This is a genomic window from Stenotrophomonas sp. SAU14A_NAIMI4_5 (assembly GCF_003086795.1).
GTDB lineage: Bacteria > Pseudomonadota > Gammaproteobacteria > Xanthomonadales > Xanthomonadaceae > Stenotrophomonas.
In genome coordinates, this window is sequence record NZ_CP026003.1 from 2439644 (window position 1) to 2453598 (window position 13955).

General features: G+C 68.5%; 14 protein-coding genes. 6 read left to right on the forward strand and 8 right to left on the reverse strand.

Features of this window, described 5'->3' with window-relative positions; all coding sequences use genetic code 11:
• The first annotated feature begins 53 nt into the window (after positions 1-53).
• Genes C1925_RS11435 through C1925_RS11445 form a run of 3 tightly spaced genes read left to right on the forward strand, consistent with a single transcriptional unit; the run spans position 54 to position 2258 of the window.
• Positions 54-1112, forward strand: a complete 1059-nt coding sequence (locus C1925_RS11435) for an ATP-binding protein (protein WP_108768983.1) — start codon at positions 54-56, stop codon at positions 1110-1112.
• Positions 1105-1746: a response regulator transcription factor gene (locus C1925_RS11440; protein WP_108768984.1), complete on the forward strand. Its 642-nt coding sequence runs from the start codon at positions 1105-1107 to the stop codon at positions 1744-1746. The genes C1925_RS11435 and C1925_RS11440 overlap by 8 nt, the downstream gene beginning before the upstream one ends.
• On the forward strand, positions 1743-2258 hold the full coding sequence (locus tag C1925_RS11445; protein WP_108768985.1) for a DUF1697 domain-containing protein: 516 nt from the start codon (positions 1743-1745) through the stop codon (positions 2256-2258). Before C1925_RS11440 ends, C1925_RS11445 begins: the two co-directional genes overlap by 4 nt.
• A gap of 21 nt (positions 2259-2279) precedes the next feature.
• On the opposite strand, the gene C1925_RS11450 is transcribed toward C1925_RS11445, so the two are convergent.
• Positions 2280-3446, reverse strand: a complete 1167-nt coding sequence (locus C1925_RS11450) for a low temperature requirement protein A (protein ID WP_108768986.1) — start codon at positions 3444-3446, stop codon at positions 2280-2282.
• A gap of 121 nt (positions 3447-3567) precedes the next feature.
• Here C1925_RS11450 and bla point away from each other — a divergent pair, with 121 nt between their 5' ends.
• Positions 3568-4419 carry a subclass B3 metallo-beta-lactamase gene (bla, locus tag C1925_RS11455; RefSeq protein ID WP_108768987.1) on the forward strand — a complete coding sequence of 284 codons (852 nt, stop codon included), beginning with the start codon at positions 3568-3570 and terminating at the stop codon, positions 4417-4419.
• Between the two features lie 132 nt (positions 4420-4551).
• Here the strand turns inward: bla and C1925_RS11460 are convergent, their stop codons facing one another.
• Positions 4552-6834, reverse strand: a complete 2283-nt coding sequence (locus C1925_RS11460) for an FdhF/YdeP family oxidoreductase (RefSeq protein ID WP_108768988.1) — start codon at positions 6832-6834, stop codon at positions 4552-4554.
• A 183-nt stretch (positions 6835-7017) separates the two neighbouring features.
• Here C1925_RS11460 and fdhD point away from each other — a divergent pair, with 183 nt between their 5' ends.
• The gene (fdhD, locus tag C1925_RS11465; RefSeq protein WP_108768989.1) at positions 7018-7851 is read left to right on the forward strand and encodes a formate dehydrogenase accessory sulfurtransferase FdhD; all 834 of its coding nucleotides are present in this window, start codon (positions 7018-7020) and stop codon (positions 7849-7851) included.
• Positions 7852-7979: 128 nt separating this feature from the next.
• Here the strand turns inward: fdhD and C1925_RS11470 are convergent, their stop codons facing one another.
• Complete coding sequence (locus tag C1925_RS11470; protein WP_108768990.1) at positions 7980-8516, reverse strand: carboxymuconolactone decarboxylase family protein; 537 nt, start codon at positions 8514-8516, stop codon at positions 7980-7982.
• A gap of 106 nt (positions 8517-8622) precedes the next feature.
• Between C1925_RS11470 and C1925_RS11475 the strand changes: the two genes are divergently transcribed.
• Positions 8623-9480, forward strand: a complete 858-nt coding sequence (locus C1925_RS11475; protein ID WP_254051306.1) for an AraC family transcriptional regulator — start codon at positions 8623-8625, stop codon at positions 9478-9480.
• 237 nt (positions 9481-9717) lie between these two features.
• Here C1925_RS11475 and C1925_RS11480 read toward each other — a convergent pair whose 3' ends face one another.
• The 5 genes from C1925_RS11480 to C1925_RS11500 form a co-directional block, all read right to left on the reverse strand.
• Positions 9718-10266, reverse strand: coding sequence for a TetR family transcriptional regulator (locus C1925_RS11480; protein WP_108768991.1), 549 nt, complete (start codon positions 10264-10266; stop codon positions 9718-9720).
• A 5-nt stretch (positions 10267-10271) separates the two neighbouring features.
• Positions 10272-11804 (reverse strand): MFS transporter, encoded by a 1533-nt coding sequence (locus C1925_RS11485; protein ID WP_108768992.1) that lies wholly within the window; start codon positions 11802-11804, stop codon positions 10272-10274.
• 199 nt (positions 11805-12003) lie between these two features.
• Positions 12004-12753: a hypothetical protein gene (locus C1925_RS11490; protein WP_108768993.1), complete on the reverse strand. Its 750-nt coding sequence runs from the start codon at positions 12751-12753 to the stop codon at positions 12004-12006.
• Positions 12753-13412 (reverse strand): DUF3299 domain-containing protein, encoded by a 660-nt coding sequence (locus C1925_RS11495; protein ID WP_108768994.1) that lies wholly within the window; start codon positions 13410-13412, stop codon positions 12753-12755. The genes C1925_RS11490 and C1925_RS11495 overlap by 1 nt, the downstream gene beginning before the upstream one ends.
• A complete protein-coding gene (locus tag C1925_RS11500) occupies positions 13402-13953 on the reverse strand; it encodes a DUF3299 domain-containing protein (RefSeq protein WP_108768995.1) in 552 nt (183 codons plus the stop codon). Before C1925_RS11500 ends, C1925_RS11495 begins: the two co-directional genes overlap by 11 nt.
• Between the last annotated feature and the right edge of the window lie 2 nt (positions 13954-13955).

Here is a 13955-nt window from a genome sequence, read left to right on the forward strand (position 1 = left end):
TACCAGACCCGCCGCTTATCATCCCCCCACCACCCGCCAGGGAGCTGTTCCCGATGCCGTCGCTGTCGCCCCGCCGCCCGCTGGCGCTGCTCGCCCTGATCGTGGTGATGGCGGCGATCTTCCTGCTCGACACCGTCACCGACTATGCCGTGGCCGCCGCCTGCTTTTACGCAGCGGTCATCCTCGCCGCCTCGCGGTTGATGGCCCCGCGCGGCCTGCTCATCCTGGCGGCCGCCTGCATCGCGCTCACCGGCCTGAGCTTCTTCCTGACCCGTTTCGGCACCTATCGCATCGGCCTGGTCAACTCGACCATCGGCATGCTGGTCATCGGCATCACCACCTGGCTGGTGCTGAAAATGGAGGCGGCCAAGGCGGCCGTGCAGGAAGCCCAGGCGCGCCTGCTGCGGGTGGCCCGCGCTTCCACGGTGGGCGAATTGACCACTTCGATCGCCCATGAAGTGAACCAGCCACTGGCCGCCATCGCCAGCAGCGCCGAGGCCAGCCAGCGCTGGTTGGCGCAATCGCCCGCCAATGTCGACAAGGCGCTTCAGGCCATCGCCCGCATCCTGTCCGATGCGCACCGCGCCAGTGACGTGATTGCCAGGATCCGCGGCCTGACCCAGGGCGCCGCGCCCGAACGCCGCGCCTTCGATCTGAACCAGGCCGTGCAGGACATGCTGGCCCTGTCACGCAATGAACTGGACCAGCACCAGGTGGATGTGGCGCTGCTGCTCGATGCGGACCTGCCGCCGGTCTTCGCCGATCCCGTGCAGGTGCAGCAGGTGATCGGCAACCTGCTGCTGAACGCGGTCGACGCGATGGCCCTGCTGCCGCCTGCCGAGCGGCGTGTTGCGCTGGCGACGGCGCGCGATGGCCGCGGCCAGGTCAGCCTGAGCGTGCGCGACCGTGGCGTCGGCCTGCCCAGCGAGCAGCCGGACCGCGTCTTCGATGCGTTCTGGACCACCAAGGCCCATGGCCTCGGCCTGGGCCTCAGCCTGAGCCGTTCGATGATCGAGGCCAACGGTGGCCGCATCCGCGCCGAGCGCCCGGCCGGCGGCGGCGCCTGTTTCGTGTTCGAACTGCCGGCCGCCGGCAAGGATGACCATGCGTAAGCCACTCACACCGCCAGCCGAGCTGGCGCCCATCGTCTACGTCGTCGACGACGACGCGTCCGTGCGCGCGGCACTGGAGGACCTGCTGGCCTCGATGGGGCTGCAGGTGCGCGCCTTCGCCTCCACCCAGGCCTTCCTCGACCACCCGCGCGACGATGTCCCGGCCTGCCTGGTGCTGGATGTGCGCATGCCCGGCCAGAGCGGCCTGGACTTCCACCGCAGCATGGCGGACCTGGGCCTGCAGCTGCCGGTGGTGTTCATTACCGGCCACGGCGACATCGCCATGGGCGTCAACGCGATCAAGGCCGGCGCCATCGAGTTCCTGACCAAACCCTTCCGCGACCAGGAGCTGCTCGACGCGATCCACAAGGGCATCACCCTGGATCGCGAGCGCCGCCGCGAAGGCGAGGCGCTGGGCGAGCTGCAGGCACGCTGGCACACCCTCAGCATGGGCGAGCGCGAGGTGGTCGACGGCGTGGTGCGCGGCCGCCTCAACAAGCAGATCGCCGCCGACCTCGGCGTCAGTGAGATCACGGTGAAGGTCCGGCGTGCGCAGGTGATGCGCAAGATGGAGGCGCGCACGCTCGTCGACCTGGTGCGCATGTATGACCGCCTGCAGGCTGCTGCGCCATGAACGCCTACGTGGCCCTGCTGCGTGCGGTGAACGTGGGCGGTACCGGCAAGCTGCCCATGGCCGAACTGGTGGCGATGTGCATGGACGCCGGCTTCGGCGAGGTGCGCACCTACATCGCCAGCGGCAACGTGGTGTTCCGCAGCAGCGCGGACGAGGTGACGGTACGCGATGCCCTGGCGGCGCGACTGCAGGCCTACGCCGGCAGACCGGTGGGCGTGCTGGTGCGCAGCGCCGCGGAGATGGCCGAGGTGACCGCACGCAATCCGTTCGCGCAGGCGGCCGGCAATCGCGTGGTGGCGCTGTTCGTCGATGGCCCGCTGCCCAGCGACCCGCTGCAGGGCGTGGCAGGCCTGAACGGCGAACAGCTGGCGCTGGGGCCACGCGCACTGTACGTGCACTACGGCGACGGCATGGCCGATTCGAAGCTGCGCATTCCCTGCGCGGCCCACGGCACCGCGCGCAACCTCAACACCGTCACCAAGCTGGCGATGATGGCGGCCAGGCTGGCCTGAGCGCTGTTCCCGCCGGCAGGGCTACGCCGTTCGCCGCTGCATCCGCGTATCGACCAGGCCCACCAGCAGCAGCACCACGCTGGTGAGCCAACCGGCGGCCAGCAGATGGGTCATCGGCAGCAGCGGGCCCATCACCAGCAGCAGGACGGCGCCCAGCAGGTGCGAGCGCGGCATCCGCCCATACACCACGCGCTTGTACAGCGCGCTGCCCAGCAGGTAGATCAGCGGCCCGGCCACCAGCATCGCCGCGTGCGCCAGCGATACGCCTTCCTCCGGCGCGTCCATCACCAGATCGTTGCCAACCGCGGTGGCGATGATGCCGGCGATCAGCAACGCGTGTACGTAGTGGAAGTAGGCGCCGATGCGACCGGGATCGGCAGAGCGGGTGATGGTGTCGGTGGCATCCTGGCTGGACGTGCCGAAGTACAGCCACCACATCGCCAGGGTGCCGGCAAAGGTGGCCAGCACCGCCGACACGATGTCGCCGTTCCAGCTGCCGGCTTCGCTGAGCACGCCGCCGGTCGCCAGCAGCGTTTCGCCCAATGCGACGATGACGAACAGCTGGCAGCGCTCGGCCAGGTGCCCGCCCTCGATCGTCCATTCGCGCGTGTGCGAGCGGCCCAGCCCCGGGAAGGCGAAACCGAACATCGGAGACAGGTACTCGCAGGCCACCGCCAGCGCCCACAGGCCCAGCCGCAGGTTGCCCTCGGCCGCGCCACCCGCCAGCCAGAAGCAGGCCGACACCAGCACCCAGGCCAGCATGCGGCGGAAGTTGGGCGCCAGCGCGTGGTGGCGGCCCACTTCCCACAACACGAACGCGGTGCGCCCCACCTGCATCGTGGCGTAGGCCCCGGCGAACACCCAGGCGCGTTCGCCGAATGCCTCCGGAATGGAAGAGGACATCAAAAGTGCCAGCAGCATGGTGGTGAACAGCAGGCCGCGGATGCGCGGCGCCTGCGGATCGAACCAGTTGCTGACCCAGCACGCGTACTGCCAGCCCAGCCAGACCGCGAACCACAGCACCAGCGTCTGCAGCACGCCGAGCACGCCCAGGTGGTGCAGCAGGTGGTGGCTGAGCTGGGTGACGGCGAAGACGTAGACCAGATCGAAGAACAGCTCTTCGTAGGTCACCCGCGCGTGGTGGCCGTCGCGGCGGCGCAGGGCAGGAACACGGATGCCGGGAACCATGGAAACTCCTGATCGGTGGCCGAGCCAACCATCGCGCTTATTGCAGCCATGAGCAATACGCGAAACGGGAGAAGAAGGGGCCGTGATAGCGTCGTTGCACCTTCACCCGCGACCTTTCCGCATGCGCCTGCTGCCTCTTGCCCTCGCCTTTGCCACCTGCCTGCCGCTGGCCGCCCATGCCGCCGAACCGGCGCTGCCGCAGCTGAAGGCCTACACCGTTGATCCCTCCTGGCTGCAGCCGATCACCCCGCTGCAGATTGCCGACCACACCTGGCAGATCGGTACTGCCAACCTCACCTCGCTGCTGGTGCAGACCCCGCAGGGGGCGGTACTGCTGGACGGCGGCATGCCACAGATGGCCGATCACCTGCTGCACAACCTGCAGCTGCGCGGCGTGGCCCCGGCCGACCTGCGCGTGATCCTGCTCAGCCATGCCCATGCCGACCATGCCGGGTCGGTGGCCGAGCTCAAGCGCCGCACTGGCGCGCGCATAGTGGCCAATGCGGAATCGGCGGTGCTGCTGGCCCGTGGTGGCAGTGATGACCTGCACTTCGGCGATCGTTTCGCCTTCCCGCCGGCCCAGGTCGATCGCATCATCATGGATGGCGAGACCGTCGACGTCGGCGACGTGCGCTTCACCGCGCATTTCGTGCCGGGCCACACCCCGGGCAGCACGGCCTGGACCTGGACGGATACCCGTAACGGCAAGCCGGTGCGCATCGCCTACGCCGACAGCCTGGGTGCGCCGGGCTACACGTTGAAGGACAACCCGCGTTACCCGCATCTGGTCGAGGACTTCCGCCGCAGTTTCGCCACCGTGCGCGCCCTGCCCTGCGACGTGCTGCTGACCCCGCACCCGGGAGCCAGTGGCTGGGACTATGCGGCGGGGGCTGCGGCCGGCGCCAAGGCGGTGACCTGCGGTGCGTATGCGGATGACGCGCAGCAGAAGCTCGACGCAGCCCTGGCCCGGTAGAGTCGAGCTTGCTCGACTGGCCTTTGTAGAGTCGAGCCATGCTCGACTGTTCTGGAGCAGCCGAGCATGGCTCGACTCTACACAAGGCAAGGGCAGCCGAGCATCGCTCGGCTCTACGGAAAGCACAGGCCGCTACGGCACCTCGGCCATCGCGCGCACCCGCACCGGGATCGATTTGGCCGCCGGCGTGCCGCTGATGCGGTCATGGTAGTCCAGCGGCAGCAGCGGATTCAGTTCCGGGTAGTACCCCGCCAGCGCGCCGCGCGGCATCGGATAGTCCAGTACGGTCAGGCCCTCGATGCGCCGTACCACGCCATCGCCGGCGATGGTCTCCAGGCTCACCCGCGCTTCCTTGCCAAGCCCACGTGCCAGCCGGTCCTCGATGTTCATGAACACCACGTTGCGGTCGTTGTAGACGCCACGGTAGCGATCGCTGTAACTGTAGATGGTGGTGTTGTACTGATCGTGCGACCGCACCGTGGCCAGGCGCAGCATGTCAGGGTCGTCCACGATGTCATTCACCTCCAGGCCGGGCATCACCAGGATGTTTGCCTTGCCGGTGTCTGTCGGCCACACCCGACGGCGCGGCGCGATGTCCAGATGAAAGCCATGTGGCTGCTGGATGCGCTCATTGAAGCCGGCGTAGATTTCCGGGTAGACCGCTGCGATCAGTTCGCGGATCGGCGCGTAGTCGTGCATGCAGGACGCCCAGTCCACCCGGCTGTCCGGCAGCGTGGCCATGGCCATGCGACAGACGATCTCCACTTCCGGGAGCACGTGTTCGCTGACCGGCTCGAGCACGCCGCGCGAGGCGCTGACATTGGACATCGCATCTTCGATGGTCACGAACTGCTCGCCGGCCGGCGTGCGGATCCATTCCGAGCGCGCCACCACCGGCAGGATCAGCGCATCTCGGCCATGCACCAGATGGCCACGGTTGAGCTTGGTGGCAATGCCCACGGTCAGCTCCAGCCGCTGCATCGCCTCGTAGGCACGCGGCGTATCGGGCACGGCATGGATGAAATTGCCGCCCAGGCCGATGAACACCTTGGCCTGTCCGTCCAGCATGGCCTGGATGGATTCGACCACGTGATGGCCATTCGCGCGCGGCGGATCGAAGCCGAACACCTCGCGCACCCGGTCCAGGTAGGCCGGCTTGGGCTTCTCGTCGATGCCGACGGTACGGTCGCCCTGCACGTTGGAGTGGCCACGGATGGGGCCGATGCCAGCGCCGCGCTTGCCGAAATTGCCACGCAGCAACAGCAGGTTGGCCACCTGCTGCAGCAGGCGCGAGCCATACTGATGCTGGGTCAGGCCCATGCCGTAGCAGATCACCGTGGCCTGCGAGCGGATGTAGATATCCGCGCAGCGCCGGATCTGCACCTCGGCGATGCCCGACACCCGCACGATCTCGTCCCAGTCCTGCGCCATCACGTCCTCGCGCAGCGCATCCAGGCCCAGGGTGTGCTCGACCAGGAAGGCGTGGTCAAGGACGCTCTCGCCCTGCGCCTCGCGCTCGAACATCACCTTCATGATGCCCTTGATGAAGGCGAGGTCGCCGCCGATGCGGATGTGCACGAACTCGCTGGTGATCTCGGTCGAGCCCAGCGTGGCCATCTGCACGATGTCCTGCGGCTCGGTGAAGCGGATCAGCGCACGCTCGGGCATCGGATTGACCGCCACGATGGGAATGCCGCGTTTGCGCGCTTCCACCAGGTTGCTCATCATCCGCGGCGAATTGGTGCCGGTGTTCTGGCCCATCACGAAGATCGCCTCGGCATGCTCGAAGTCGTCCAGCACGATGGTGCCCTTGCCCACCCCGATCACCGGCGGCAGGCCGCGGCTGGTGGGTTCATGGCACATGTTGGAGCAGTCCGGGAAATTGTTGGTGCCGAACTCACGCACGAAGATCGAGTACAGGAACGCCGCCTCGTTCGGCGTGCGCCCGGAAGTGTAGAACTCGGCCTGGTCGGGATGGTCAAGCGCGCGCAGGTGCTGGCCGATCAGCGCGAAGGCCTCGTCCCAGGTGCACGGCACGTAGTGATCGCTTGCCGCGTCGTAGCGCATCGGCTCGGTCAGCCGCCCCTGCATCTCCAGCCAGTAGTCGCTCTGTTCCATCAGTTCGCTGACGGTGTGTTCGGCGAAGAGCTCACGCGTTACACGGTGCTCGGTCGCCTCCCAGGCCAATGCCTTGGCACCGTTCTCGCAGAACTCGAACTTCCGCCGATGGTCGGCGTCGGGAAAGGCGCAGCTGGGGCACTTGAAGCCGCCCGGCTGGTTCATCGCCAGCAGCGCCTTGGAGCCCTTGCCGACCACGCTCTGCTGCAGCAGCACTTTGGCCGTCGCCCCGGCCGCACCCCAGCCACCGGCCGGTTGGGTGTAGGAGGTGTATCGCGGCGGCTTCTGTTCGGACATGGCTCGGCAACCTGGTAGCGCGCAAGGAACCGGGGCCAGTCAAGCACGACCACGGCCGTCGCGCCATCACCCGGTTGAGGGGCGCCAGCCTGCCACGGCAACAGTTACAACGGCGTCTTCCCGTGACCGCTGCGCTATCCTGCAACGGTAGATGGCCTTCGTGCTCCACCCAGGACGTACTGCATGCCCGCATCGACCCCGCCTTCTCCGCCGCCTGCCGGTACTGCGTTGCGCACCCTGCAGCGCTGGCGTGAAACGGGGCAGGACGAACGGGTCGACCTCATCGCCGAGGAAGTACCGGTGGCCATGCGCTACAACGGCGCGGCCTTCGCGGTGATGATGGCCACGCCCTGCGACCTGGAGGACTTCGCGATGGGCTTCTCGCTCAGCGAGGGCCTGGTCGCGCGCCCGGAGCAGCTGCTGGCCATCGAGGTGCAGGTGCAACTGGAAGGCATCGAACTGAAGATGACCGTTGCCGCCGACGCGCCCGGTGCGGCGCTGGACCCGTCCGACGGTCGTCTGCTGCCGGGCCGGGGCGGGTGCGGCCTGTGCGGCTCGCGGCAGCTGGAGGACGTGCTGCGACCGCTGCCGCCGGTAGGTGATCGCCGCGCGTACTCACCCATTGCACTGCAACGCGCCCTGGCCGGCCTGGCCCAGCACCAGCCGATGAATGCCGTCAGTGGTTCCACACACGCCGCTGCCTGGGCCGATGCCGGTGGCCGCATCGGCTGGGTACGCGAGGATGTCGGCCGCCACAACGCGTTGGACAAGCTGATCGGCGCGTTGCACCACAACGGACACAGCAGCGAAGGCGGCCTGCTGGTCATTTCCAGCCGCGCCAGCTACGAGATGGTCAGCAAGGCGGCGCGCGCCGGTGCCAGCGTGCTGGCGGCAGTCTCGGCGCCCACGGCGCTGGCCATCGACCTGGCCCGCAACGCCGACCTGTGCCTGGTGGGGTTCGCCCGCGATGGCGGGTTCAATGTGTATACCCACCCCGAGCGGTTGCAGGCCGGGTAGAGCCGACTGGGTACAGTCGACTGTCAGTCGACTGCTGTTCCACGGACCGCCCGAAAACCCCGCGCTTCGCGCGATAGTCGAATGACAGTCGACTCTACCCGTCGGTCTTGCCTGGTTGCCCGCAGGCCTCAGCGCAGCGCGATCTTCGGGAAGTCCACCGGCACGTCGAACGCCACGTTGACGTAGTTGGTGAACAGGTTGAGCGCCACGTGGGCAAGGATCTCGACGATCAGCTCATCGTCGAAGCCGGCGTCGCGCAGCGCCTGCACGTCGGCGTCGCCGATCTGCGCGCGGTTCTCCACCACCTTCAGGGCGAAGGCGAGTGCAGCGGCGGTGGCCGGGTCGCTGGACTGACCGACCTGGGCGGCAGCCATCTGCTCGCTGCTGGCGCCGGCCTTGCGGCCCAGTGCGGTGTGCGCGGCCAGGCAGTACTCGCAGGCATTGCGGTTGGCGATGGCGACGGCGATCTGCTCACCCAGCAGCGGCGAGACGCGGCCGCCACCGAGGGCGCCAAACGAGCCCCACATGCTGGCCAGGGCGGCTGGCGAGTTGGCCACGGCGCGGAACATGGCCGGGGTGGCGCCGAAGGCGGCGTGGACCTGGCCCAGCAGGGCCTGGCGGTCAGGGGTGGTGGTGGCAGCGTCGATCAGGGCGATACGGGACATGGCGGTTTCCTTCGGTAACGCGTCCGGGATTGGACGATGGGGTCATCGTAGGTAGACTCGCAGGACGAATCCCCCACATTTGTCCGCATCGGTTATCCATTCGTCCATGGACACTCCCCCAGACCGTCTGTCCGCCCTGCTCGAGCGCTTCCGCGTGCAGGCCGCGCTGTTCCACTCCGGCCCCCTGTGCGGGCGCCATGAGTTCGCCCCGCAGCCGGGCCGCGCGTTCCTGCACATCCTGCGCAAGGGTGAGATGGAAGTGCGCCATGCCGAGGCGGGCCTGCCCTCCCGCCTGCGGATCGACCAGCCCAGCCTGCTGCTGTACCCGCAGCCGCTGCAGCACACCTTCCTCAACGCACCGCTGGATGGCCCGGATTTCACCTGTGCCACGCTGGATTTCGATGGGGGCGCGCGCAACCCGGTGGTGCAGTCGCTGCCGCCGGTGATGGTGGTGCCGCTGGCCGACATCGGCGAGCTGGATGGCACCCTGCAGCTGCTGTTCGGCGAGGCCGACCGCCAGCGCTGCGGCTCAAGGCTGCTGACCAACCGGCTGTTCGAAGTGGTACTGATCCAGGTGCTGCGCTGGGTGGTCGACCACCCGGATGCGGCCGGGGTCAGCCATGGCCTGATGCGCGGCTTGTCCGATGCACGCCTGGCCCGCACCCTGGTCGCGCTGCACCAGGCACCGCAGGAGGAATGGACGCTGCCGCGGATGGCGGCGATCGCCGGGCTCTCGCGCAGCGCGTTCGCGGCGGTGTTCAAGGAGCTGATGCAGACCACCCCGGCCAGCTATCTGCTGGACTGGCGGCTGAGCCTGGCCTGCGCGCAGCTGCGAGCGGGCGCGCCGGTGAAGCAGGTTGCGGTGGAGGTCGGTTTTGCCGATACCGCGTCGTTGTCGAAGGCGTTCCGCAAGCGGATGGGGGTATCGCCCCGGGCGTGGCTGGCGCAGGCCGCGCCCATGTAGAGTCGAGCCATGCCCGACAACCGCTTATGTAGAGTCGAGCCGTGCTCGACAACCGCTTAAGTAGAGTCGAGCCGTGCTCGACTGTTTCTGCAAACAGCAGCCGAGCATGGCTCGGCTCTACGGACGCGACGGCAGCCGAGCATGGCTCGGCTCTACAAGAGCCAGTTGAGCAAGCTCGACTCTACAGACGCGACGCCAGTCGAGCATGGCTCGACTCTACAAACGGCAGCAGGGGCGCTAGGGCTTGCCGGCCGACAACAACCCGGCAATCCGCTCGGTCACCTGCGCGCGTACTTCGGGATCTAGCTGACCCTCGTACATCGCCTCGTAGATCCACAGCCCATCGGCGGCCAGCCGTGCCACGAAATCATCCAGCGCGGCCGGGTCGGCCACGGCCTTGGCCGGGGGTGACGGCGCCCAGCGCTTCATCACCGGGCCCCACGGGCGTTCGCCCGCTTCCGGGTCCATCGATTCGAGCATGAACATCAACTCGGCCCGGGTCGCGCTCTGCGCCGACACCCGCACGAAGGTCCGATAGCGCTCCAGCGTCGTCGCCTCCTCGGCGCGCTTGCCGAGCAGCGCTTCCATCGACGCCTCCCAGGCCTTCACCAGGTGTTCGTCGATGCCGCGCAGCAGCGCCTCGCGCGAGGGGAAGTGGTACAGCAGGCCACCGCGGGTCAGCTGTGCCTCGGCCGCCACCGATTCAAAGGTGACGGCACCGAGGCCGTCACGGTTGATGACGCTCACGGCGGCGTCGAGGATGCGGTCGCGCTTGCTGGTTCTCATTGCCGTTACTTTACGCGATCACCTGCACCGTCGCGGCCACCCACGCGCCCGCGCAGCACGCGCGCGAGGAACGCTGCACCCGCCGCCAGCACCGCCATGATGACCAGCAGCACGATCTGGTAGCCGCGGTCGTAGGCGGCCACCGCCTGTGCGAACCACGCACCCTGCCCGCCTTCGCGCGCCACGTGCAGTGCCTGGCTGAACCCTTCGCGCGCCGCGGCCGGCATGTCCGCCGCATCGGGCAGGAAGGCGCCGTACATCGCTGCGCCGAGGCTGCCCAGCAGCGCAACTGCCAGCAGCCCGCCGAATTCGTAGGACACCTCTTCCACCGACGAAGCCATGCCCGCACGGTGCGCCGGCACGTTGTTGAGGATGGCGGTGGACGCGACCGAGATCGCCGCGCCCATGCCGACGCCGGTCAGCGCCATGCCCGCCACCACCCAGCCCAGGCCATGCGGGAATCCGAACGCGACCACGGCCACGCCCACCGCGCCGGTGGCCAGGCCACCGCTGATCAGCGGACGCAGGCCGACCCGGTGCAGGATGCTGCCACCCAACAGCGCACTCGGCAGGCTGCCCAACGCCGCCACCGAGACCAGCAGGCCGGCCTGCAGCGGACTGAAGCCGGCGACCAGCTGGAAGCGCTGGGTGGTGACCAGCTGCAGGCCGGCCAGGGCGAACAGGGTGAACACCGCCGACAGCGTGCCGGCGAGGAAGGCGGGATTGCGGAAGATCGCGAAGTCCAGCAGCGGATACGGCAGGCGCTGCTGGCGACGCGCGAAGGCCACCGCGCTGACCAGCGCCAGCAGCAATGCACCGGCACCCAGTGAATACGAGGGCGGCGTGGCGATCAGCGACTTGATCGCCAGCACCAGGCCGGACAGTGCCGCCAGCGCCAGCAGCGAGGACAGCAGATCCCACGGGCGCGAAGTATCGCGCTGGCCTTCGGGGGCCAGCAGCAACGTTGCAATGAACGCCACCAGCACCACGGGCACGTTGACCAGGAACACCGAACCCCACCAGAAGTGCTGCAGCAGCAGGCCACCGATGATCGGGCCGAGCGCCGCACCGACGATCGCCACCGAGCCCCAGATCGCGATGGCGATGTTGCGCTCACGCTCCTCGTGGAAACTCAGGCCGATGAGTGCCAGGGTGGCCGGCATCATCGCCGCCGCGCCTACCGCCAGGAAGGCACGCGCGCCGATCAGCTGGGCAGGTGTGGCCGAGAATGCGGCTGCCAGCGAGGCGATGCCGAACACCACCAGCCCGATCAGGAACATGCGGCGATGGCCCAGCCGGTCGCCCAGGGTGCCGGCGCCGAGCAGCAGGCCGGCCATCACCAGCGGGTAAGCGTTGATGATCCACAGCGCCTGCCCGGCGCTGGCCGACAGTTCCTCGGTGAGGGTGGGCAACGCGGTGTACAGCACGGAGTTGTCCAGCGTGACCAGGAGCAGGCCGGCGGCGACGGTGAAGAGCAGCGCCCAGCGACGGGCACGCGACAGGGCCGGAGCACCGGCCAGGGGCTGGGAGAGCGCCATGGAACACACCAGGAGAGGGTATGGGGTGGTCATAACTATACAGGATGTACTGTATAGTTATGAGGGCGAGCGCTGGCGCGGTTCAGCTTTTGCCTTTGTAGAGTCGAGCCATGCTCGACTGTCTCTGGAGCAGCCGAGCATGGCTCGGCTCTACATAAGCGACGGCAGTCGAGCATGGGCTCGGCTCTACAAAAGCCGGTTACCGGCAGCCTTCCGGCAAGGCGGCGATGGCCGCGACGACCGCCCCCTGCATGCCCTGCCCCACGGCCATGTCCAGCTCGCCACCAGTACTGCCGTGCTGGCGTTGCAGCTCGCTCTCGCAGGCACCCCGCACGCGCCTGCGCGCGTTGGACCGCAGCATGCTGCAGCGCCAGTCCCCCGGGCCCAGCGGCAGCACCGAATAGACCACGCTGTTGCAGGCATTGCCTGCACGCTCGACCAGGCTGCGGCCGCCGAAGTCGCGCGGCACGCTGCTGTGCGCCGGGTCGTAATAGCTGTCGGGGAAGCTGCGCGCGTACTCCTCGACGTCCACCTGCAGCGGCATCGCGCCTGAGGCGGGCAACTGGAGCGGTGCACCGCAGTCCGTGCTGTCGGCGCGGTGCTGGATGAACTGGTAGATCGGCCGATCAAGCCGACGGTCCTGCGCGGTCACCGCACTGACCGCACCGAGCACCGGCAGCGCGGCGCGATTGGCCATCCGTGCCAGCACACCAGCCTCGGCCGGCACGCAGCGATCACGCACGGTGGCCGCCAGCAGGAACACCACGTCATCACGGAACGCCCGATCCTCGCGCAGGTGCCGCTCGATGTCGGCCTGCAGCGCGGGCACCGGTGCGGGGAACGCGACGGACGGCGGGCGACCCTGCAATGCCCACCGCTGCCACACCAGCAGCGCGGCACCGGCCAGCAACAACACCGCACCGATCCCCAGCCAGTGCGCGCGCCGCATCAGCTGCCGATCGCCGTCAGCGTGGCCGCGTCCGCATCGTAGGACGCGCTGGCGATGTCGGCCTCGAAGCGCTTGATCCGCAGGTGCCCCGACAGCCGATAGGCATCCCACAGATTGCCGAGTGCAATCGGCTTGGCCAGGGTCACGTGTATGATCTGGTTCGGTGGCGGTGGCGGCACGTGGATGCAGGCGCCGTAGAACGGCACGAACAGCAGTTCGTTCACCGCACCGGCATCATCCATGCCCAACGGCACCACATAGCCGTCCAGGTCGACCTCGCGACCGTCCACGTCATCGACGACGGCAGCGGAGCCGAACTGCTGCGCGCGATCGGGGCTGGAGTGGTCGATGGCCGGGCCCGGCGGCGTGCCCGAGCCCGTGTCATCCATCAGCCCACCGACGCCGGACATCGCGCCCATGCCGCCGCTGCGGTCGATGCCGATCTGCGGCGGCGGACGCAGGAACGCATCGTCCTCCGGCATCAACGCATTCCAGGCAGTGATCGCGCCCTCCGCAGGCGCGGCCTTGTCCGCCGTGCTCACGGCATCGGATGTCGCCGTGGCGGCTGCAGGTTCGGCCGCCGCGTCGGGCACATCGCCACCGGGCCGGCTGCAACCGGCCAACACCATCAGCACCAGGACACAGGCGTTACGGTTCATAGGGTCTCAACTCGGGGTCTGCCATGGTGTAGGCCGAACCGGCCAGGTCGTCGTCCACGCGCTCGGCGCGCAGCGTGCCGGCGAGGAAGAACGGCGAGTACATGTCCGGCATGTCGATCGGCCGCGACAACCGCACGTGCACGATCTGGTTCGGGGGTGGCGGCGGCACGTGGATGCAGGCGCCGTAGTACGGCACGAACAGGAACTCGGTCAGGCGGCCATCGCTGGCATTGGCCAGCGGCACCACGTAACCGGGCAGGCGCACGGCGCGGTCCAGCACCGTATCCACCGTGCGGAAGGTGCCGAACTGGGCCATGCGCCGGTTGCCGTTGTGCTTCACTTCCGGCCCGTCACCGCGCTCCAGTGCGGCCAGTTCGTCGGCGGGCATCATCTGCAGCCAGTCCAGCTCCTGCTCGGCGGCCGCTTGGGTTGCAGCACCGTCCTGCACAGGCGATGGTGGCAGGGCCTGCACGCCGGTATCCACCGGACGCTCGCAGCCGGCCAACAGAAGGATCACGGCAAGGGAAAGCCACGCACGCATCG

Bases quoted from the DNA above. Each gene is read 5' to 3' on its own strand.
- C1925_RS11435 (WP_108768983.1), top strand. From the start codon at position 54: ATGCCGTCGCTGTCGCCCCGCCGCCCGCTGGCGCTGCTCGCCCTGATC.
- C1925_RS11440 (WP_108768984.1), top strand. From the start codon at position 1,105: ATGCGTAAGCCACTCACACCGCCAGCCGAGCTGGCGCCCATCGTCTAC.
- C1925_RS11445 (WP_108768985.1), top strand. From the start codon at position 1,743: ATGAACGCCTACGTGGCCCTGCTGCGTGCGGTGAACGTGGGCGGTACC.
- C1925_RS11450 (WP_108768986.1), bottom strand. From the start codon at position 3,446: ATGGTTCCCGGCATCCGTGTTCCTGCCCTGCGCCGCCGCGACGGCCAC.
- bla (WP_108768987.1), top strand. From the start codon at position 3,568: ATGCGCCTGCTGCCTCTTGCCCTCGCCTTTGCCACCTGCCTGCCGCTG.
- C1925_RS11460 (WP_108768988.1), bottom strand. From the start codon at position 6,834: ATGTCCGAACAGAAGCCGCCGCGATACACCTCCTACACCCAACCGGCC.
- fdhD (WP_108768989.1), top strand. From the start codon at position 7,018: ATGCCCGCATCGACCCCGCCTTCTCCGCCGCCTGCCGGTACTGCGTTG.
- C1925_RS11470 (WP_108768990.1), bottom strand. From the start codon at position 8,516: ATGTCCCGTATCGCCCTGATCGACGCTGCCACCACCACCCCTGACCGC.
- C1925_RS11475 (WP_254051306.1), top strand. From the start codon at position 8,623: ATGGACACTCCCCCAGACCGTCTGTCCGCCCTGCTCGAGCGCTTCCGC.
- C1925_RS11480 (WP_108768991.1), bottom strand. From the start codon at position 10,266: ATGAGAACCAGCAAGCGCGACCGCATCCTCGACGCCGCCGTGAGCGTC.
- C1925_RS11485 (WP_108768992.1), bottom strand. From the start codon at position 11,804: ATGGCGCTCTCCCAGCCCCTGGCCGGTGCTCCGGCCCTGTCGCGTGCC.
- C1925_RS11490 (WP_108768993.1), bottom strand. From the start codon at position 12,753: ATGCGGCGCGCGCACTGGCTGGGGATCGGTGCGGTGTTGTTGCTGGCC.
- C1925_RS11495 (WP_108768994.1), bottom strand. From the start codon at position 13,412: ATGAACCGTAACGCCTGTGTCCTGGTGCTGATGGTGTTGGCCGGTTGC.
- C1925_RS11500 (WP_108768995.1), bottom strand. From the start codon at position 13,953: ATGCGTGCGTGGCTTTCCCTTGCCGTGATCCTTCTGTTGGCCGGCTGC.